Origin of the sequence: Candidatus Avelusimicrobium fimicolum (assembly GCF_021632165.1) — a bacterium.
Lineage (GTDB): Bacteria > Elusimicrobiota > Elusimicrobia > Elusimicrobiales > Elusimicrobiaceae > Avelusimicrobium > Avelusimicrobium fimicola.
This window is the reverse complement of the sequence record NZ_JAJWTS010000015.1, coordinates 1,977-23,136: the sequence shown is the minus strand read 5'-3', so window position 1 is coordinate 23,136 and position 21,160 is coordinate 1,977. Positions and strand designations below refer to the sequence as shown.

The 21,160-nt window shown below is 47.2% G+C and carries 17 protein-coding genes; 13 read left to right on the top strand and 4 right to left on the bottom strand.

The features are described from left to right. Positions 1-3 precede the first annotated feature (3 nt). The 6 genes from nadA (at position 4) to ACQY2K_RS06215 (ending at position 7,210) form a co-directional block, all read left to right on the top strand. Entirely contained in the window at positions 4-1,047 is a 1,044-nt protein-coding gene (gene nadA, locus ACQY2K_RS06240) for a quinolinate synthase NadA (protein ID WP_428041140.1), read from the top strand. Beyond that, the gene (gene nadC, locus ACQY2K_RS06235; protein ID WP_428041139.1) at positions 1,044-1,877 is read left to right on the top strand and encodes a carboxylating nicotinate-nucleotide diphosphorylase; all 834 of its coding nucleotides are present in this window, start codon (positions 1,044-1,046) and stop codon (positions 1,875-1,877) included. Before nadA ends, nadC begins: the two co-directional genes overlap by 4 nt. Positions 1,878-1,905: 28 nt before the next feature. Beyond that, positions 1,906-3,111 carry a PLP-dependent aminotransferase family protein gene (locus ACQY2K_RS06230; RefSeq protein ID WP_428041138.1) on the top strand — a complete coding sequence of 402 codons (1,206 nt, stop codon included), beginning with the start codon at positions 1,906-1,908 and terminating at the stop codon, positions 3,109-3,111. Positions 3,112-3,220: 109 nt separating this feature from the next. Then, positions 3,221-4,177: a hypothetical protein gene (locus ACQY2K_RS06225; protein WP_428041137.1), complete on the top strand. Its 957-nt coding sequence runs from the start codon at positions 3,221-3,223 to the stop codon at positions 4,175-4,177. A gap of 272 nt (positions 4,178-4,449) precedes the next feature. Continuing rightward, complete coding sequence (locus ACQY2K_RS06220; RefSeq protein WP_428041136.1) at positions 4,450-5,004, top strand: epoxyqueuosine reductase QueH; 555 nt, start codon at positions 4,450-4,452, stop codon at positions 5,002-5,004. Next, the gene (locus ACQY2K_RS06215) at positions 4,994-7,210 is read left to right on the top strand and encodes an AsmA family protein (RefSeq protein ID WP_428041135.1); all 2,217 of its coding nucleotides are present in this window, start codon (positions 4,994-4,996) and stop codon (positions 7,208-7,210) included. The genes ACQY2K_RS06220 and ACQY2K_RS06215 overlap by 11 nt, the downstream gene beginning before the upstream one ends. Before the next feature lie 115 nt (positions 7,211-7,325). On the opposite strand, the gene ACQY2K_RS06210 is transcribed toward ACQY2K_RS06215, so the two are convergent. Together ACQY2K_RS06210 and ACQY2K_RS06205 are read right to left on the bottom strand one after the other, a co-directional pair. Then, complete coding sequence (locus ACQY2K_RS06210; protein WP_428040031.1) at positions 7,326-8,639, bottom strand: thymidine phosphorylase; 1,314 nt, start codon at positions 8,637-8,639, stop codon at positions 7,326-7,328. A 127-nt stretch (positions 8,640-8,766) separates the two neighbouring features. Beyond that, positions 8,767-10,188: a hypothetical protein gene (locus ACQY2K_RS06205; RefSeq protein WP_428041134.1), complete on the bottom strand. Its 1,422-nt coding sequence runs from the start codon at positions 10,186-10,188 to the stop codon at positions 8,767-8,769. A gap of 159 nt (positions 10,189-10,347) precedes the next feature. Here ACQY2K_RS06205 and ACQY2K_RS06200 point away from each other — a divergent pair, with 159 nt between their 5' ends. Genes ACQY2K_RS06200 through ACQY2K_RS06190 form a run of 3 tightly spaced genes read left to right on the top strand, consistent with a single transcriptional unit; the run spans position 10,348 to position 13,947 of the window. Further along, on the top strand, positions 10,348-12,372 hold the full coding sequence (locus tag ACQY2K_RS06200) for an LTA synthase family protein (protein WP_428041132.1): 2,025 nt from the start codon (positions 10,348-10,350) through the stop codon (positions 12,370-12,372). Positions 12,373-12,381: 9 nt separating this feature from the next. Further along, the gene (locus ACQY2K_RS06195) at positions 12,382-12,945 is read left to right on the top strand and encodes a LemA family protein (RefSeq protein ID WP_177745696.1); all 564 of its coding nucleotides are present in this window, start codon (positions 12,382-12,384) and stop codon (positions 12,943-12,945) included. A gap of 12 nt (positions 12,946-12,957) precedes the next feature. After that, entirely contained in the window at positions 12,958-13,947 is a 990-nt protein-coding gene (locus ACQY2K_RS06190; RefSeq protein ID WP_428041131.1) for a M48 family metallopeptidase, read from the top strand. Between the two features lie 35 nt (positions 13,948-13,982). Here the strand turns inward: ACQY2K_RS06190 and ACQY2K_RS06185 are convergent, their stop codons facing one another. After that, the gene (locus tag ACQY2K_RS06185; RefSeq protein ID WP_177745690.1) at positions 13,983-14,522 is read right to left on the bottom strand and encodes a LemA family protein; all 540 of its coding nucleotides are present in this window, start codon (positions 14,520-14,522) and stop codon (positions 13,983-13,985) included. 186 nt (positions 14,523-14,708) lie between these two features. Between ACQY2K_RS06185 and ACQY2K_RS06180 the strand changes: the two genes are divergently transcribed. Beyond that, positions 14,709-16,307 (top strand): solute:sodium symporter family transporter, encoded by a 1,599-nt coding sequence (locus tag ACQY2K_RS06180; RefSeq protein WP_428041130.1) that lies wholly within the window; start codon positions 14,709-14,711, stop codon positions 16,305-16,307. A gap of 103 nt (positions 16,308-16,410) precedes the next feature. Further along, complete coding sequence (locus tag ACQY2K_RS06175; RefSeq protein WP_177745684.1) at positions 16,411-17,265, top strand: RDD family protein; 855 nt, start codon at positions 16,411-16,413, stop codon at positions 17,263-17,265. A 63-nt stretch (positions 17,266-17,328) separates the two neighbouring features. On the opposite strand, the gene ACQY2K_RS06170 is transcribed toward ACQY2K_RS06175, so the two are convergent. Further along, on the bottom strand, positions 17,329-17,706 hold the full coding sequence (locus tag ACQY2K_RS06170; RefSeq protein WP_177745681.1) for a TraR/DksA C4-type zinc finger protein: 378 nt from the start codon (positions 17,704-17,706) through the stop codon (positions 17,329-17,331). Between the two features lie 173 nt (positions 17,707-17,879). Here ACQY2K_RS06170 and ACQY2K_RS06165 point away from each other — a divergent pair, with 173 nt between their 5' ends. Beyond that, positions 17,880-19,673, top strand: coding sequence for an ABC transporter ATP-binding protein (locus ACQY2K_RS06165; protein WP_428038336.1), 1,794 nt, complete (start codon positions 17,880-17,882; stop codon positions 19,671-19,673). A 237-nt stretch (positions 19,674-19,910) separates the two neighbouring features. Next, positions 19,911-20,834 (top strand): type IV pilin protein, encoded by a 924-nt coding sequence (locus tag ACQY2K_RS06160; RefSeq protein ID WP_428041129.1) that lies wholly within the window; start codon positions 19,911-19,913, stop codon positions 20,832-20,834. Positions 20,835-21,160 lie beyond the last annotated feature (326 nt).

Below are 21,160 nucleotides of genomic sequence, written 5' to 3'. Positions count from 1 at the left end.
TTTATGCTTACGCCGTTAGAAAAGGAAGCACAACTTACACAAGAAGCCCATAGATTATATGGGCTTCTTAAATCTGTATCCAAAACAAAAGCCGCCAAGTGGACGTTTGAGGACTGCCTGGCCGCCGCACCGTATGTGCTGGCGATTAACCGCTTTAAAAAAGAGCAGAACGCGGTGATTCTCGCCCACTCCTATACCACACCCGATTTGGTTTACGGGGTGGCTGATTTTCGGGGGGACTCATATGAACTGGCATTAAAGGCGCGCTCCTCTACTGCGGATATTATCGTTTTTGCGGGCGTGTGGTTTATGGCGGAAACGGCCAAAATCATCAACCCGGATAAAAAGGTAGTTATCCCGGCAGGCAAGGCGGGGTGCACTTTGGCTGATTCTATGACGGGAGAAGATGTAAAAAAACTGCGCGAAAAACACCCCGGCGTACCGGCTTTGTGCTATATTAACAGTTCCGCAGATGTAAAGGCCGTGTGCGATTCGTGCGTAACGTCCGGCAATGTTTTTGATATTGCGCAGAAAATACCCGGTAATGAACTGATTTTTGTGCCTGATATGTTGATGGCTCAAAATATTGATGCCGAACTCAAACGCCGCGGTACGCCCAAAAAGATAATTTCTTCCGGCGGGTCCTGCTGTGTGCACGATAAATACCGCCCGGAAATTGTGGATAAACTGCGTGCCGAACACCCCGGTATTAAAATGTTAGCGCACCCGGAATGCCCCATTGAGGTTTGCCAAAAGTGCGATTATGTAGGCAGTACCAAGGGGATGGCCTCTTATGTGGCATCCTCGCCGGATAAGACATTTGGTATGCTTACGGAGTTTGGCCTCGTAAACCGTTTGGAAGCCGAACACCCGGACAAAACCTTTATTTGGCCCTACGGCGTGTGCAGTTATATGAAAAAGAACAGTTTGATTAATACCCTGGAAGCGTTGATTGACCCGCGCCCCGACCAAGTGGTTACGGTGGACGGGCGCGTAGCGGTCCAGGCCAAAAAAGCCATTGAAAAAATGTTTGAACTTGCAAAATGATACTGGATAAAATTATTGAACTTGCGTTGTTGGAAGATTTAAGTTTGGGGGATATTACCTCGGATACTATTTTTACGCCCGAAAACCGGGCCAAGGCCGCTATCCGCGCCAAAGAAGATTTGGTGCTATGCGGAATGGACGTAGCCAAAACCGTGTTTCACGCGGTGGACCCGGACGTCGTTTTTACTCCGCTTAAAAAGGACGGCGATAATGTGAAAAAAGGCGAAGTGGTGCTGGAACTGACCGGAAGCACTTTGTCTATTTTAAAGGCCGAAAGAACCGCGCTTAATTTTATGCAGCGGATGAGCGGTATTGCCACCGCCTCGCGCGAATATGCGGCTATCGGCAAAAAATACGGCGTAATGATTGTGGATACGCGCAAAACCCAGCCCGGTTTGCGCCGCTTGGATAAGTACGCGGTGCGCACCGGCGGAGCGCGCAATCACCGCATTAGTCTGGCCGACAGCGTGATGATTAAGGATAACCATATTGCGGCGGCAGGCTCCATTACGGCGGCCGTCAAAAAGATTAAAGACGTTATCGGGCACACTCCCAAGGTGGAGGTGGAAACCACGACCCTGGACGAGGTAAAAGAAGCCCTAAACGCCGGGGCGGATATCATTATGCTGGATAATATGACCCCCGAACAAATTGCCGTATGCAAAAAGGAAATTGCCGGGCGCGCCATTATAGAGGTGTCCGGCGGCGTGAATAAAACGAATTTGGAAGCGTACTGCGCGGTCCGTCCGGATGTGATTTCTATGGGAGCGCTTACGCACTCTGTTCCGGCAAAAGATTTGAGCCTAAAAATTGTACAATATATTAGTTAAGCGATTATTTAAAAATTGGGAGTAGCAGATGAATTACAATGAGTTGTTTTCCCAAGTGGTAAGCCGCTCCAAGGCTTCCGCCATTAGAGAACTTTTGAAAGTGATAGCCCGCCCGGATATTATTTCGTTTGCGGGGGGGCTGCCGGCCCCGGAATTGTTCCCCACGCACGAAATTGACGGTATTATGCACCATGTGCTGACGAAAACCCCCAAACAGGCTTTGCAGTACGGCACCACCGAAGGGCAAATGGCTTTGCGTACGGAACTGGTAAAATTATTAAAAGAAACCGAGAATATTGATGTAACTACCGACCAAATGATGGTGGTGTCCGCCTCCCAACAAGCCTTGGATATGACGGCGCGCCTGTTCGTAAACCCCGGCGACAGCATTATTACCGCTTGCCCTACTTATTTGGGCGCGTTGCAGGCGTTTCACGTGGCGGGTGCTGACATTACGGGTGCGGAAAGCGATGCGTATGGTATTTTGCCCGAAGATTTGGAAACGAAACTGGCTGAATTAAAAGCCCGCGGCAAACAATGCAAATTTATTTATTTGGTGCCCGATTTCCAAAACCCCACAGGCACGACGATTCCGGAAGACCGCCGACTACAAATTTTGGAACTTGCCCAAAAGTATAACACCTTTATTTTGGAAGATTCTCCATACCGTCAAGTCCGCTTTGAAGGCACTTCCCCGCGTACTTTTTACGCGTTGGACAACGGCCGTGGCAACGTGATTACAATGTTCACGTTTTCCAAGGTGTTTGTGCCCGGCTTCCGTTTGGGCTACATTGTCGGGCCGGAAGATGTTATTCGCAAATATGTCATTTTAAAGCAGGCGATGGATTTGTGCACTTCTCCCATTTTGCAGTTGGCTACGGGGGAATATCTGCGCAGCGGGATGCTGATGCAGCACGTCAAAGAAATTATTGCATCTTACCGCGAAAAACGCGATTTGATGTTGGAAACCTTGGCTAAATATATGCCGAAAAATGTTTCTTGGACGCGCCCCGAGGGGGGCCTCTTCCTGTGGCTGACCTTGCCTAAACACATGAACGCCACAGACCTGTTGCCCAAGGCCATTGAAAACAAGGTGGCCTATGTGGCCGGAGTAGATTTTTATCCGCAAGGGGATGTGTTTAACGATATGCGTTTAAATTTTTCTTACTCTACCAAAGAGCAAATTGTGGAAGGCCTAAAACGCCTTGCGCAAACTATTAAAGATAATTTGTAAGTGCTTGGGGGAGCCTGTACAGGTTCCCTCTTTTTTAGGTCCTTTGCCCTATATAAAAATGGGTCCAAGGGCCCTGTTATTTGGGGTGAAAGTATTGCAAAATGTAAGTATGGGTAAAAAAATATTTATTTTATTTTTAGCAGGTTTACTGGTTCCTACGGCGGTTTTTGCGCAGAAAAATCCGCTTAAATCCGTTAAAGGGGTAAGGAGGGCTTTGACAAGCGCCTCCCGCGTAGTTATCCCGGCGGAAGAAAAAGCGTTGCAGCATTTGGTGGAAGCCACGCCAGAACGCCAGATTTTAGCGCGTTTTGCTTCGGTATTGCCCTCGCGCGGAGTCTTGGCCCCGTTGTTGAAAGACGGCAAACTTCACTCGGAAATATCCAATACACTTTCCCACGAAATCTCTAATGCCCTTTTCAAAATGCAGGACCGAAACACCAATAAATTAAGTCCGTGTATGGTGGTTCTCTCCCAGCGTATCCGTACAGGGATGAAACTCAGTTATACTTATTTGCTTGCATTGGAATATGAATTGCGCCTTGCACAAAAACAGGCGGAACAGGAATTTCGCAAGCGCTATCAGTATTCGGCGGGGACCCAAATTTTGGACGATAATCCCAATTTTCGCGCCCTGTTGGGTGAGGCCACGGCACAGCGGTTGAACGACCACTTCTTGCCGCTTTTGCCTTCTGCGGACAGAGTGCGGTTCTTAAAAATTTTAATGCAGGGTATCTTTGCTCCTACGGTTAATACGCACGAATTTTATACGGCCCTTTTATACCGCGAGGTCCGCACCGGCTTGCGCGAAATGGGCGGTACTTTCAGCACCGAGGAAGTGCAATATTACGGAACAATTAAAGACATGCTCTTGTTCTGTGCCCGGGTGTCTGCCGAGGAAGCGGCCTATAACAGTTTGCAATCGCCACGCCAAGTACGGGAGTTGTTTGTTTATAAGATAGAGGAAATGTCTTCCCGCTTTGCAGATACTCCCGCGGCGCTTGCGATGTGGAATAGGCTTGTAGAATATTACAAACATCATTTTGACCCGCACAATCCACAGAAATAAAATACTTTTTGCCCCGGTTGGTTTATTTCCCGACCGGGGTTTTTGTTATTATGCAGTTATTTTTCAATAAGTTCCAAATCGGCACATTGTTTTTGCCTGAGGATGTTTTGCCCGGTTACGGTTTCCGGTAAAGGAATATCGGTTGCCTTTTCGTCGCAACATTACAAATGCGGCTTCGCCTATAAGTGTTAATCTAAATCTACAACTAAAAACAAAATACTAATGCAGTTTTCTATCATTGGTTTATGCTTCTATTTTGGTAAAATATAAATATGTATTTCCCTAAATTACTTATCCTTTCCTGCTGTGCGCCCTGTTCTTGTGCGGCTATCAAAAAATTGGCAGATGACGGCATAGATGCCACCGTTTTATTTTATAACCCGAATATCTATCCGTCGGCTGAATATGAAAAACGGCGCGACGAGCAGAAGCGCGTATGTGAGCATTTTGGCCTAAAATTTGCCGAACTTCCTTATGAACCCGAAAAATGGGATAAAGCCGTAGCCGGGCTAGAAAACGAACCCGAGCGCGGCAAGCGGTGTTCGGCCTGTTTTTATATGCGTTTGGAAAGAGCCGAACAGTATGCGCTGGAACATAAATTTACGGCGTTGACCTCTGTGTTGGGTGTATCGCGCTATAAAGATTTGGACCAAGTAAACGAGGCCGCCCGCCGCGCGTGGTATGCCGTAGGTAAGCCGTATGCGGCGATTAACTGGCGCAAGAACGGGTTGGAAGAATTGCGCCAAGCGCTTGTAAAAGAATTACAATTATACAAGCAGGATTATTGCGGCTGTAAATACAGTATGAGGGTTAAAAATGACAAATAAGGTTTGGCGGCGCTTGGCTACGGTAGCGGTGTGCACGCTGATTTTATTCTTTGGGGCAGACCTTGCTTTGCGGTGGGTATCGTCCAGTATTTGGATGAAAAAATACGCCGTACAAAAGATGCAAGAGGCCACCGGACGCGAGGTGCGTTTGGAAAAAATGTCCGTCAGTTTTATGGGGGTAAAGGCGGATAAGTTTGCTTTATCGGAAGCGGGCGGTTTTGAAAAAGGAACTTTCTTATCGGTGGAGCGGCTGCGGATTAGGGTGTCGCTTATCCATTTAGTTCACGGGCATATTAAGTTAAAATCGCTTACCGTTAGCGGGGTGGAAGCCTATTTGCTCCGCCGGGCTGACGGCGCGTTTAATTGGGCGGATTTGCTGCCTGCGGATGAGCCGTCATCAGATGAGATTGCGCAAACGGATACACTTTCCTTGCCGTATTTAACCTTAACAGATTTATCGTTAAAAAATATCAATATATTTTATCAAGACGAGGAAAATAAAAGACAATCCGCGCTAAAAAATATTACATTGCGGGGCAAACGGCTGGTGGTGCGGGATTTGATTAATTTGGGCTTTGCGGCGGACGGCTTTTACCAAGAGGGGGAAAAACAGTATGAATTCCCTGTATCGTTTAATGTGCGGTTTAATTTGGCGGGAGGCAATTTGTCGCGCGCGCAGGTGCAAATACCCGACTTTTTGCTTTCTTATAACGGTGCCAAAGTTAAAATAAATTTTCAAGCGCAGGATTTTATTGCGCCCCACATCAAGTTGGGTGTTACGTTAGAAAATTTAACCACGGATACTTTGCAAAATCTCGTGCCGGACGAACCGCGCTTTGAGGTCCCGCAGGTGCATTTTAAAACGGATGCAATAGCCAATTTGCCGGAGGAAAAACTGACGGTTAATCAAGCGGTTTTGGCCCTTGCCGGGGTGAAACTGTCGGCTATTGGCGGCATAGATTACAGCGCAGTTTTAAAATACGAAGCCCGCGCTGAGTGGCAAGTTGATTTTAAGGAGTTTCTTGCGCAACTGCCCCAACTGGCGGAGGAATATCAAGCCGCAGGAACAGTTGGCGGTACGGTGCATTTTACCCAGCAGGATTGGCAGACGACCGTTACAGCGGCCGATATGGGTGCAAATGCGGGCTATGCGGGCCGTTTGGAGCAAGGGGTATTGGAAGTATCCGCACAGGGAACAACCGATTTTAAAACGGCGGTTTCCAGTATAACCGTCTCCGGCTTGCTGAATAAGGAACCTTTTTCTGTGAACGCATCTTGGAACCAGTCTCCCAAGGATTTGGCAGTTTCGTTAAATGCTTTTGCAAAAAAATTAATTTTGCCGCCCTTGCCGGAACGTACAGAGAAAGGCGTGGCTGAAAAGAAAGTACAAGCGGATAAACAGCCTGCCCCTGCGTGGCCCTTGCCACCGGCCACCGTTACCGGAAAAATACAAATAGATGCGTTGGATGCACCGTATATTGCGGGGCGGCAGATTTTGCTCCAAGCGGATTTGGGCAACCTCACCCCCGATATGAAGCGCGCACGCGGCGAACTCAATTTGTCTATGGGGAATGGGGAAATTAAGGACTTATATAAACTGACAGATGCTAATGCTTTAACCAAGGTGTTGTTTATGTCTGTAAATATCGTGGGAAAAGTATTTAATTCGCTTAATGTGTTTTCTGTGTTAAACGGTATCGGCAGCGGGCTTGTGTCCGCCGTCAGTACATCAGACAAAGAAGAGGATACCGTTTTGCAAACCGTTACCGGACCGGACGGACAGCCGATGCAAATCCGTGTACCCAAAAGCCAACAAAAGATTGACGGGCGTATGGCTTTTGATAAGTTTACTACCGACGTAACCTTTACCAAAGGCAAGGCTTCCGTAAAAGACGGCAGTTTTGTGTCTGATATGGTGTCTTTTAGTTTGAACGGTACGACAGATTTTAACAGCGGTAAAATAGATATGACGGTACAGGCTGCCCCGGGTAAACACGAGACGGACGGTATTATGCCGCTGAAATTGAATATCGGCGGTACGGTGGACGACCCCAAGGGCAGTATGAGTATGCTGGGGTCTGTGTCGTCGCTCGTTACGCAAGGTATTGGTAATAATTTTGCCAGCCGCTCCGTAAAAAAGGGCATTGGCGGACTATTTGGCATTTTTAAAAAGAAGGAAAAACAGACCGAGCAGCCGGCGGAATAAACCGGAGTGTTTTCTATTTAAAAAGGCAGTAAAATGTGAGGCGTGAAGAAAAATTTTATCTCAATAAAAAACCCCGGGCTTTATAAAAGGCCCGGGGTTACAATTTGTTCCTAATTTATTTGATAACTTCTTTGATGATTTTGTAGGCGGCAGGTTTCTTTTTGCCTGTTTTAAGTGCTTGTTTGAAGAGGGCCGCGCCGTCCTCTAACCGTTTTTTATCGGACGCATACAGCGTGGCAATTACGTCGCCTTTTTTGACGGCATCACCCGCCTTTTTGGAGAGCCAAATGCCCGCACCGTAGTCAATCACGTCTTCCATTGTGTTTCTTCCGGCGCCAAGCAATACTCCGGCCATACCGGCGGTTTTTGCGTCAATGTGTTGGACATATCCGGAGGCTTCGGCCTTGATTTCCAATTTGAGTTTGGCATCTTTAAAGTAGCCTTCCGGGTCGTCCACGGATTTGGGGTCTCCGCCTTGCCACTTCACCATTTCGCGCAGTTTGGCGGCTGCTTCGCCGTTTTCAATCTTTTCTTCCATCAGCGCGCGGGCCTTTTTGATATCTTTTACTTTACCGCTGATAACCAGCATATTGGCGGCTTCTTCAATTAAAAGTTCGTAAAAGTCGGGCGCGAGGGTCTTGTCGCCTTTTAAAATTTGAATTGCCTGGCGCATTTCGTTAGCGTTGCCGATAGCGCGGCCGAGCGGCTGGTCCATATAGGTAATCAGCGCACGGCATTTCAGGCCAAGGAGTTTGGCGGTGCTGACGAGCGCGCGGGCCAGTTTGCGGCTGTCTTCCAATTTTTGCATAAACGCGCCGGAGCCGTATTTTACGTCCATTAACAGGCTGTCCACCCCTTCGGCATATTTTTTAGAAAGAATACTGGCCACGATGAGCGGGCGGCTTTCCACGGTGCCGGTGGCATCACGCAGGGAATAGAGTTTTTTATCGGCCGGGGCCAGGTCTTTGGTCTGCCCAAACATACAAACATTTAATTTTTGAATTTGGCGGTAAATCAGTTTGACGGGTACGCGCACCTCAAAATTCTTCATAGATTCCAATTTGTCCAAGGTCCCGCCCGTATGGCCTAATCCGCGGCCGGACATCATCGGTACGGCTACTCCGCCGCAGGCCACCAGCGGGGCCAATGCCATAGAAATACCGTCGCCCACGCCGCCGGTGGAATGTTTATCTACTTTGGGAAGTTTGGTGGAAGAAAAATCAAGCCGTCCGCCTGAGTGGGCCATCGCCTTGGTGAAAAGAGCGGTTTCTTTGTCTGAAAGGGGATTTAAAAAGCAGGCCATTAAAAAGGCGGAAAGTTGGTAATCGGGCACGGTGCCTTTTGCCGCGCCTTGTGCAACAAAGTTAAATTCCTCTTGGGTTAGGGCTTTGCCTCCGCGTTTTTTGATAATTACATCAATCATTCTCATGGTGCTGCCTCCTTGTATTTAAATGCTACCGTCTGGAATTTCAGCATAGCATTTTATTTATTTAAAGAAAAGGTTTTTTTGTATAGATAAAAAAATCCCGGCACAGAAAACTCTTGCCGGGAAAGCATTATTTGAGTAATTCTATTTCCGCTTCCAACTCGCCTAATCGGTCCAAAACTTGGGTTTTAATGCGGTTTAAGCGTTCCAGTTGCGCGGCAAAGGAAGCCTGCGTGGCGGCTTGCCAAAGTTGGTGTTCCGTGTCGGCAGGAGAGACCTTTTTTTCGGCTTGTTTTAATAAGTATGGTGCCCGCACGTCCAAAAAGTCCTCGCGTGCCATCAGTTTGCCAAGCAACTTTTCCAGCCGTTCGTGCTGGGTTTCCAATACCGTTAAACGGTTTTTCTTTAATTGTTCCGCAGTAAGAGAAAAAGGTATTTTGTATGTCATTGTTCCGTTGGGCCATAAAGCGTCTTTTTCGGCGCGGGTGGCTTGGACGGTTTGGGCTATTTTCTTTACTCCGGCCAAATCTTGCGGGTGATCTAACAAATACAACGCAGCAGACGGTTCCAAGTATGTTACGGCTCCTAAAATGAGGTTGGCGCGGTCTGTGGGGAAAAAGGCCGATACTTCCGAAAAGTGTTCAAAATCCTCTCCCGTCCAAAAGCCTTTTTGTTGTAACTTTTTGACGAGGGCAATTTGTACGCGCTCTGCGTAATCCAACGCGGCATTGTCGGTTTGGAAGGGGGTTCCCTCGGGGTCTAAAAGAAGTTGCGGAATCTCCCGGAAAGTACCCATATATTCTTGGACGAAGTAAAACGACAGCCCCTGCGAAGCGTTGGCAACCGTCATCATCATTTCCGTCTTGGTGGCGGGTAAAATGTCCGGGTCGTACAAAATGGCATCTAAGAGTTTGGGAAGTGTGTTGGCCTTGGTATCTACAATGCGATCAATTACATCTCGTCCATTTAAGGCGGCTTCCGTCAGTCCGGCGTGGTCCGGTTCCGGCATTGGGATTACCCATACCTCATCTAATCCCGGGGTGCCCCAATGCAGTTCCGGCGTTTCGCTGTTCAAAATGTCGTATTGGTCTGAGGCATTTTTCGCCCGTGCCAAAGCGGCCGTTCGCCGGTCCCATTTTATACGGCTTGCCGGGGTGGGGGAAGATGTTTTTTGGTCCAAAAGTTGGCCGAGGGCTTTCCGTTCTTGCTCTAAGGTTTGTACTGTTTGTTGTAAAAAGCGGGTCCGCTCTGCGGTAGTGGCGTTGGCGGCGGGAACTTGCGGCAAAGGGAGCCCTAAGTTTTTTAAATGGTTGCGCGATGCGTTAAATTCCGGCGTAAACGCCCAACCCGGATTTTTGATTAAGGCCTTGCGCGTTTGGTCTATGGCATAGAGGTTGGAGGATAATAAATGAAATTCTGATTCCGATAAAATCTTGGCCGGTTGGACGAATTTAGTGGCGGTAAAAGATTTTAAAATAGCCTTTTGGGCTTGCAGGGGAGTAACTCCCATAATACAGACGGTAAGTAACAAAATAAAAAAACGTAAGTTCATTGTATTCTCCTATGTAATAAGAATAAAAAATATCGGCTGGGGGAACAAGAGTCCAAAGACCTATTTTGTAGGCGGGTCCTTTGGTCCCTTGTTTCTGGGCCCTCCGCACGCGAAGCAGATTTGATATCATATATATAAGCAGTCTATTTTGGAGGAATTATGAAGAAACTCGCCGTACCGGGGTGGATTAAGTCTTACGCTTGGTTCATCTTGGCTAACTGGGTGGTGTTTACCCTTTTCCGCGGAATCTTTTTATTTGTGTTTCACGCGGCACTTGTACCGCAGTCTTACCACGAATTGTGGGAGACTTTTTATATCGGTGCGAAATTTGATGCCCGCCTCGCTTGTGCGTTGGCAATCCCCTTGGGCTTATATTTTACCGTTTGTGCTTTTTGGCACGGGGCGCGTGTTATCCGCAAGGGTATTTCCGCTGTGTATGCGTTGCTGGAAGCCGCGGTACTGCTTATTTACTTTGCCGATTTTGCACACTATGCTTATATTGCAATGCGCATTAACTACTCCATTTTTAAATATTCCGAAAATGCCCTCATCTCCCTGCAAATGGCTTGGGAAACATATCCCTTGGTGTGGGCTGTTATCGGGCTGTTGGTCTGGGCCGTGTTGGGTTTTTGGTTTGTAAACCGCTTGCAAAAAAAAGCATTTTTCCAAACGGATAGTTACCGTTGGAAAGGTAATCTGGGTTGGTTTTTTGCCGGTTTGTTGGTTACGGGCGGGCTGATGTTTGGCCAGTTGAGCCAATATCCGCTCCGTTGGAGTAATGCGTATCACTCTACCAACAATTTTATTTGCAATTTAACATTAAACCCGGTACTTAATATTTTTGATACGGCCCGCTTTGTAAAGGCGGATAGTTTTGATAAAACCAAAACGCAGCAATATTACGATACTGTAGCCTCTTATTTGGGCGTACAACACCCCGATAAAGAAACGCTTAATTTTGAACGTACCGTGGCGGCAAAACCCAAAGCGGAGCAGCACGATTACAATGTGGTGGTTATCTTTATGGAATCGTTGGCTTGGAATAAAATTTCTATGACCAATCCGGATATTGACCCCACGCCGTTTATTAAAAGTTTGGCGGATAAGTCCATTTTGTTTACGCATTTTTATTCGCCCACATCCGCTACGGCACGCGCTGTATTCGCCACAGTTACGAGTATTCCGGACGTAACGTCTTTTAAAACCAGTTCCCGCAATCCCTTGATTGTGGACCAACACGTCGTGGTAAATGCCTTGCGCGACTACGAAAAATATTATTTCATCGGCGGCAGTGCCAGTTGGGGTAATATACGCGGTATTTTGGAACATAATCTGGGCGGTGTGCATATGTACGAGGAAGGTAATTTTGAACACGAACACCGCAACGACGTGTGGGGTATTTCGGACCTGGACCTTTTCCGTGAAGCCAACCGCGTTTTGAACAAGGAACAGGAAGAAAACAACGGCAAGCCGTTCTTTGCGTTTATCCAAACTTCCGGCTATCACCGCCCTTATACTATCCCGGCTGATAATGCGGGTTTTGAACTGAAAGATATCGGCGAAGATTTGGCCCATAAACGCAGTTTTGTGAGCGTGGCCGAATACAATTCCCTGCGCTTTTCCGACCACGCTTTGCGCGAGTTCTTTAAATTGGCGGAAAAATCGGATTATTATAAAAATACGATTTTCCTGATTTTCGGCGACCACGGTTTGGCGGCCCCCCAGTCCGAAAATATGCCGCGCGGCTATGTGGACTTAAACCTGATTAACCACCAAATTCCGCTGATTATTGCCGGCGGGCCGATTAAAAAACCGCAGGTAATTAACAAAACTGCCAGCCAGGTGGATATTTTGCCTACGGTAATGGGTATTTTAGGCCGTCCGTACTTTACGCGGGCTATCGGCCGGGACGTGCTGACGGACCCCGCTCCCGAACCGGGTGCGCTTATCTACGGTTGGGCTGTTTCGCCCGCTACCATCGGCTTTGTGCAGGGGGATTATTACTACCACAGCCAAGGCGAAAAGGAAGGCCTTTACAAGTATGCCGCAGATAATTATAATGAGGATATCTCTAAAAAAGAGCCGCAGCGTTTTGAGCATATGAAGGCGCTTGCCAAGGGACTGTATGAAACGTCCCGCTACCAGTTCTATCACAACCAAAAACGTGATGAACGTGATGATTAAGGAGAAACGATGAACGGACTTTGGATTATTGTTATTTTGGCGGCGGTATTTGTGATTTATGCCGTCAGCATATATAACGGGTTTGTGCTTTTAAAGAACCGCGCTACCGAGGCGTGGAGTGATATTGAAGTGCAAATGAAACGCCGCTATGATTTAATCCCTAATTTGGTGGAAACCGTAAAGGGATATGCCCAGCACGAAAGCGCCACCTTGGAAAAAGTTATTCAGGCACGCAATATGGCTATGTCGGCGCAGGGGAATATGAAGGAAATTTCCCAAAGCGAAAATATGCTTACCGGGGCATTAAAATCTATTTTTGCCCTGTCCGAAAATTACCCGGATTTAAAGGCCAATGCCAACTTTATGGAGTTGCAACGCGAACTGCGCGATACCGAGGATAAAATTCAGGCCGCCCGCCGCTTTTACAATGGCAATGTGCTGGCTCTTAATACCAAAATTGAAATGTTCCCCAGCAACATTGTGGCTTCTATGTTCCACTTTGAAAAACGGGAATTTTTTGAATTGGCGGAAGGTGAAAACGCTGCCCGCCAGCCTGTAAAAGTGCAGTTCTAACGGGAGCCGTAAATGGCTACCACCTATGACTTTATAAAACAAAACAAGCGGCGCACCGTGCTGCTTGTTTTGTTGTTTCCTATCTTGTTTGCGCTCTTAACGTGGGGCGTGTTTGCGCTTATCTTTTTTGTGATAGGAGGCGACCCGTACGCCACGGTAAGCGAATTTCAAGCCACCGACCAAATAGCAGAACTTAACAAACTGATGATGTTTGTTTTGCCCATTTGCTGGGGGCTTGCAATGGTGTGGATGGCCATTTCTTACTTTACGGGCGACCACATTATTTTAAATAGCGTAAATGCTATCCCGGTAACGGCGTACGACCAGCCTGAAATCTACCGTTTGGTGGAAAACCTGTGCATTACGCGCGGCCTGCCACCTCCTAAAATCTATATTTTAAATGACAACGCACTCAACGCCTTTGCCACGGGGCGGGATCCGGAGCACGCCTCTTTGGCGCTTACCAAGGGCATTGTAAAAAAACTGGACCGCGCGGAATTGGAGGGGGTTATTGCGCACGAACTTGCCCACATAGAAAACCGCGATATCCGCCTGATGTTAATTACCGTGGCGGGCATTTCGTTCTTTACGCTGGCGGGCGAAATTTGTTTTAGGATGGGGTTAAGCCGCGGGCGCAGCCGGGAGAGCGGAAAGGCGAATTTGCTGTTTTTTGTGTTGGGCGTTATTTGCCTGATTTACGGCTATATTATTGCGCCGCTGCTGCGTTTGGCTGTTTCCCGCGCGCGCGAATACCAGGCAGATGCTACGGCGGCCTTAACTACGCGTAACCCGCGTGCTTTGGCAAGTGCGCTTAAAAAAATATCCGCTTGCCCGTATGTAGAGGACATCCAAGAACACTCCTCTATGGCGGCTATGTGCATTGAAAGCCCCGTAGGACCTTTGGGCATGGGGCTGTTTGGCTCGCTGTCGGGCCTGATGGCTACACACCCGCCCATTGAAAAGCGTATTCAGGTGCTTTTGGAAATGGACCGCGGCATTTAATTTATCCCGAAAAAGGCCCCTAAAAGGGGCCTTTTCTATTCCATTACTTTTTCCAAACTGGGGTCAAAGTCAAAATATTCGTAAGGTTCAAATTCAAACATTTTGGCGACGAAATTGAGCGGTATAATTGCGGCTATTGTATTAAAATCGCGTGCTGCGCTGTTGTATTTTTTCTTGGCGCTTTGCACTTTCCCTTCGGCATAAATAATGCTTTTCTGCAATTTTAAAAAATGCTCGTCGGTTTTTAATTCGGGGTGTTTCATCGCGGCTGTAAAAACCTTTTTAAATTTTTGCGTGATTTCGTTTTCTTTGGCTACGCGCTCTTGCAGGGTTTGCGCGGTGCGGCAGGCTTCCTTCATGTGGGAAAGTTCATAAATAAACTCGCGGTCCAATTCGCTAAACGAGGCGGCGGATAGCGCCAGCACAGGGATTAACTCTGCGCGGTTCTTCATATTATTGTCCAATTTTTGCCAAGCATTTTGGGCGGCCTTGTTAAGCGACACAAATTTCAAATATGCCAAGCCAAACAACACTACTCCCATACACATTGCCCCGAATAAAAACCAAATCAACATATATAAAACCTCCCATTGACGAACTGCCGGTTTATAATTACAATTAAAGTATCGGTCCTGATATACTACAAAGTATAACGGTTAACCCGCCAGAAATCAAGGACCGGGCGGGAAAATCGGTCAGTTTGGTGTTTCTTGTCGGGCCGGCTCACGCCGGAACTTTTACGGATTATCTACGGAGGAAATATGTTGCTTACGCTGTCGTCGTTTGCAGGTTTTACGGCGCTTGTGCTGGGCTTGTCGTATTACCTGACGCGCAAGAAAGACGCTTCTTCCTCGGAAGGCTATTTTTTGGCCGGAAGAGGACTTACCGGGTGGGTGATTGCCGCCTCACTCTTGCTTACGAACCTATCTACCGAACAAATGGTGGGCTTAAACGGCCAGGGATATATGTTTAATATGTCTGGTATGGGGTACGAAATCGGGGCCTCGCTGGCGCTTATTATTGTGGCGTTTTTCTTTCTGCCGCGTTATTTAAAAAAGGGTTATGCCACTATCCCGGACTTCGTGGGCGACCGCTACGACGGCGCCACCAAGCAGTTTGTAAACTTTTTATTCTTGGCGGGGTATGTGCTTATCCTGTTGCCGACGGTGCTGTATTCCGGCGCGATTGGTATGGGCGGTATCTTTGACATTATGGGCACATTCCACTTATCGCCAATGATGGCTATCATTGTAGTAGTGGTGGCGATTGGTGTGCTGGGGTGCTTATATACCATTTTCGGCGGACTTCGCATTATGGCGATTGCCGATACGCTTAACGGTATTGGGCTCATTATCGGCGGGATGATGGTGCCGCTGTTTGCCCTTGCCTATGTGGGAGACGGCAATATTTTGGCGGGCCTTACCGAGGTGGTAAAATCCCACCCGGAAAAATTTAACGCTATTGGCTCCTCCACCGACCCGGTTCCCTTTGCTACAATGTTTACGGGGATGTTTTTGGTAAACCTGTTCTATTGGGGCTGCAACCAAACGATTATCCAGCGCGCCTTAGCGGCCAAGAATTTAAAAGAGGGGCAAAAGGGGCTTTTGCTGTGTGCCATTTTTAAATTGATTGGGCCTATCTACTTGATTATTCCGGGCATTGTGGCGTTCCACATTTTCCAAAGCACTCCTTTGGAAGTGGGGGATATGGCTTACCCGATGCTGGTGAATAAAGTGCTGCCCTTCTACTTAATCGGCTTCTTTGCGGCGGTGTTGTTCGGGGCGATTTTAAGTTCATTTAACGCGGCCTTGAACTCCACCTCCACTTTGTTTATGCTTAACGTGTATAAGCCGCTTATCAAACCGTCTGCTACGGATGAAGAATTGGTAAACAAGGGCAAATATGTGGGCATTTTGCTGGCTGTATTTTCTATGGTTGTAGCACCGCTGATTGCCAAGGCGCCTTCGGGCCTGTTTAACTATTTGCAGATGGTGAACGGGTTTTACAATGTGCCGATTTTTACGCTGATAATTTTCGGTATGCTTAATAAAACCGCGCCTGCGTGGTCGGCCAAAGTTACCCTTGTATTTTTTATGGTGGGCTACGGCCTTACGCAGTTGGGCGTGATTAAGACGGACCTGCATTTCCTGCATATTTTGGCTATTTTGTTTGCTGTGTCCATTGCCTTTATGTACCTGACGGGCAAACTGTGGCCGGCTAAAAACCGCTATGATGACGGCAAGGACCTGAATATTGTGGATAATACACCGTGGAACTTGGGCGTAACCGTCAGCGTGGCGATTGTGCTGTGCGTGTTTGGTGTGTATATCTTATTTTCTAAATTGGGTATTGCCGCTTAAACAAGCGTTTTATAAAAAAGGGGGCGGGGCGAAAGTTCCGCTCTCTTTTTTTGTTCGGGCGGGGGAAAACTTGTTATAATAAACTAGACGAAAGGAGAATTTTATGACAGAAACCCGCATTAATATTATGGACCCTCAGCCTGTTTCCGTTCAGCCGCAGGCGGATGAAACCCCCAAGGTGGTGTATGCCTCGGTAACGGAACGGTTTGTTGCCTTGCTGATTGATTATGGCGTAATTTTTATTCCCGGCCAGTTTGTCGGCCTTGCCATTTTAAAGATTTTAGGCCCATATGCCGAAATGTGGCAGATTGCGGCGGTTCTTTTGGGAATTAATGCTTTGTTTGTGTTGTATGAAGCCATTTTTTCGTCCGGAGACCGCGTAACCCTCGGTAAATCTTTGGTGGGTATTGCGGTAGTTAAACAAGATTTAAGCGGCCCCATATCGTTTCCACGCGCATTTATGCGTGCGGTTGGCTATTACATTAGCGGTGCGCTTTTGATGTGCGGTTTTCTGTTTGCCTTTTTTGACGACAGACACCGTGCGTTGCACGATTTTTTAGGTGGAAGTGTAGTCGTGCAAATCCGCCAAAAAGCCTGGTGGGAAAATTTAATGGTACGTTTGTTGGGCGCACTTTTGTTGGCGGGGTTTGCGTGGGTAATGTACCAACAATGCTTCGGCGGCGGGTCTGTTGTTCAGCAGTATTATGTAAACAGAGCCAAGGCCCAGTTGCAAAATGTGGCGCTGTTGGAAGAGGCCCATTATGCACGTTACGGCTATTATACCAACGATTTGTTGCGCTTATCCTTGTTGTCCGGCGACCCGGTGCAATTCCAGCGTGATACGCAAAAGGCGCTTTCCCCCAAAGGGTTTAGAATTGGTGTGCAAAAGGATTCCTATAAAATTATGGCATATGCCAAGGATACCAAGAAAACGCCTGTTTATTTTTCCAGTAAATAGCGTGGAATTTAGATTAAAAAAGGGAGCCTGTTCAAAGGCTCCCTTTCTTTGTGTCAAAAAGCGTTATTCGTGGCTTTTTTCCGTGGAGTGTTGGCAGTTTACGCAGTAGCGTGCAAAAGGCATTGCTTTAATGCGTTTTTTGGGAATAGGCTGGCGGCAATATTCGCAAAAGCCGTAAATTCCTTTGTCAATTTTGCGCAAAGCGGCTTCAATTTGCCCGATAGTGTTGTGGGCATTGCCGGAGAGTTCAAACAAAATTTCTTTATCCAAACTTTTGGAAGCATCGTCAATCGGGTCGCCCACTTCTGCTTCCGGCATATCCATATTCTTTTTATCTTTCAGGCGGGCGGTGGCGTCCTCTTTCAGTTCTTCTAAATGTTTTTTAATTTCCTTTAATTCTGCGGCGGTGAGAGCCTCTTTGTTTGCTTTCTTAGTAACCATACAACTATTCCTTTCTATACAAAAATTTACGTCCTAACAGGTTGGCCCCGTTTGGATAACTGTTTGATTAGTTTAGCAAAGTAAAAATACTTTTGCAACCCCAGCCGCTTCTGCGGACAAACGAGCCGGGGAATTGTTATAATAAAATAAGTTGTTTTATACCGGAGATTTCTATGAAAAATTTTTTAACCCGTCCTTTGGGGGAACTTATCGTTTCCAACCCGTTTGTAGATAATTACAGAAAAATGTGGCCCTTTGTAAAGCCCTATCTTTTCCGTGCGGTTTTGGGGCTTTTGCTTGCGCTGCCCGTCGGTGCGTTAGACGCTACGGTCGCTTTGTTTATGAAGTATTACACCGATGATGTGCTGGTTGCCAAAAACGCTATTTTTGCCGCTTGGATTCCTCTTTTGATTATCGGTTTTGTGTTGGTGCAAAGTATTTTAACGTACTTGGTTAAGTATCTCAATACTTGGGTGGGCAATAAAATTACCTTGGACGTGCGCAAAAAACTCTTTCATAAACTGTTAAGTATGCACAGCGGGTATTTTGACACGACCGACTCCGGTTATATTATGATGCGCTACAACGGCGATGCTGACACCGCCTGCAACGGACTTATCAATAACCTGCGTATGGTGGTTACGCGCGTATTTTCGTCCATTACCTTGGTGTTTGTGTTGCTCTACAACTCTTGGCAGTTGACGTTTATCGCCATTGGCGCGTTTGCCGCGGCGGGTGCGCTGATTTATGTGGTGCGCAAAAAATTAGAAGAACTGGTGCGCAATACGGTGGTAATTTCCTCTATTGCGATGCGTGCGTATAACGAAACCTTTAACGGAAACCGTACCATTGCAGCCTACAACCTGCAAGAGGACCAGGAAAGCCGCTTTAATCATTTAATGGACGAGGTATTTAGCCTTAATATGGGTATGGTTAAACATACGGGTTGGCTGTCCCCGGTGATGCACTTTATCGTGTCCTTGGGGCTTGCCTTGGTGTTCTGGCAGAGCAGTTCTATGATTGTAAAGGGGACTATTACCAGCGGTAATTTTACGTCGTTCGTTACGGCGCTTTTAATGCTCTACACCCCGGTTAAAACAATGGGCGACAACTATGTGGATATCAAAAAGGCCTTTTTGGCGATTGACCGTATTTTTGAAATCTTTGCGCTCAAAACGGACATCTATGACAAACCCAATTCGGCGGAAATGGACGGGCTAAAAAAAGAAATTTGCTTTAAGGATGTTTATTTCTCTTACAAACCCGGAGTAGAGGTGTTGAAGGACATCAATTTAACCGTTCCTGCGGGTTCTACGGTGGCTTTGGTGGGGAACTCCGGCGGCGGAAAATCTACCGTTGTCAGCCTGCTCCCGCGTTTTTATAATGTAACCAAAGGCGCCATTACGATTGACGGCGTGAATATCCAAAATTTTACGTTAAAATCTTTGCGTAACCATATTTCGGTGGTGTTCCAGGATAATTTCCTGTTTACAGGTACGATTCGCGATAATATTTTAATCGGACGTCCCGGCGCTACGGAAGAGGATTTAAAAGAGGCTGTTAAAAATGCCCATTTGGACGATTTTATCCATACGCTTAAAGACGGTTTAGATACGGTGTTGGGAGAGCGCGGTTTGACCCTTTCCGGCGGACAGCGCCAACGTGTAGCCATTGCACGCGCTTTTATCCGCCGTGCTCCTATCGTCATTTTGGACGAAGCCACCAGCGCTTTGGATAATAAGTCGGAAGCCGTGGTACAAAAGGCGCTTGATAACTTGATGAAAAACCGTACGGTTTTTGTGATTGCACACCGTTTATCCACCGTGGTAAATGCGGATAAAATCGTAGTAATTAACGAAGGGCACATTGTGGAGGAAGGCACGCACGAAACCCTGCTAAAAGTGCCAAACGGTGCGTACGCATCCCTTTACAACGCGCAGTTCAAAAAGAAGGAACATCACAAATAAGTTGAGCCGTTTGATACTAGCCCCGGTTTTGGTTTTTACCACCCGGGGCTTTTTTATGCACTTTTGGCTGACAGAAATTTTGCTTTTTCGTTGTTTATGTTAAAAGGGTTGTTTTATTTTTTTTTTTTGTTAAAATTTTGACAATTAAGGTCGGACATACCCGGATGTATCTGCCGTATAAAAATGTGTATAAAAGGCCGTTTTGCTCAAATATAAAGGCCTTAACAAGGAGAAAAAATGAAAGGGTTTATTGAAGTTAGCCGTGCGGCTACTTGTGCTAGTGTCGTCATTCTGGAAAGTTGTAGTCCAGAATCTGTTGTTGCGAAACGGCGAGATTCCGTACAGAAACCTTACGGAATGACGTTTGTTTGGGGTGGCCGCACGGTAAAACCTATTTTGTCATCCCCGAAGGTTTCTGTCGGGGATCCGTTTTTATTCAAAAAGGAAAACGACAGATTCCCGACTACGACAATCGGGAATGACAACGAATCCAAGAACGGAGACAACAGATTCCCGAGCCCTGCGGGCCGCCTCACACGCGGGAATGACGACTTTATGAAAAAAGAAGGTCATCCTGAATTTAGTTCAGGATCTACATCTTGGGTCGTTAGCCGTGGCTTTACCCTTATTGAACTATTAGTCGTTGTCCTTATTATCGGTATTTTGGCGGCGGTGGCGGTGCCGCAGTATCAGATAGCGGTGGATAAGTCTAAATTTGCGTCCAATATGCCGCTGTTAGATGCGGTGGAATCCGCCCAAGAGGCCTATTATTTGGCAAACGGCCAGTATGCAAGCACCTTTGACCAGTTGGACATAGAGATACCAAAAAACTATGCGTATAAAAAACCTGAGAGTTGGGGCGGAGATTGTTGGGCGACGGGAGAACCTTGGGGCTATCCGTATATATGTACTAACCAATGCTATTCTTTTATAGCCCCGTGGCAACCGTATGACGCTACATATTTTCGCACGCATAACCATATCAGTTCTATGAGATTCTGTGGCAAGGCAGATGCTAAAAGAGCCTGTATTATTGGATATGAAAAGGTGAATTCTCAGGCCGCCCGGTGGCGCAGGTTGTGCAACGCCTTAGGTACGGAAACCTCCCAGCGGTATGCGGGCGGTGCGTTTACTAGTAAAAGCACTTGGGACTTGCACTAATATTTAGTTTAAAGCAGGCCCGCCCTCGCGGTGTTCGCCTTTCGGCCTGTGGCCTCAAACTCACACAACGCTGTGGGCTTCAAATCCCGACGCAACACCAAGCAGTTGGTGTTGCTCCAACTCTCTATAAATTTAAAAACCCCGCCAAGAGTAGCGGGGGGTTAATGTTGTATAGGAAAACGGAGGGAGGAATTTGCCCTGCATAAATTTCCTGACGGAAATTTTGCCCGGGCCCGCCCTCGCGGTGTTCGCCTTTCGGCCGATGTCCTCTAACTCACACAACGCTGTGGGCTTCAAATCCCGACGCAACACCAAGCAGTTGGTGT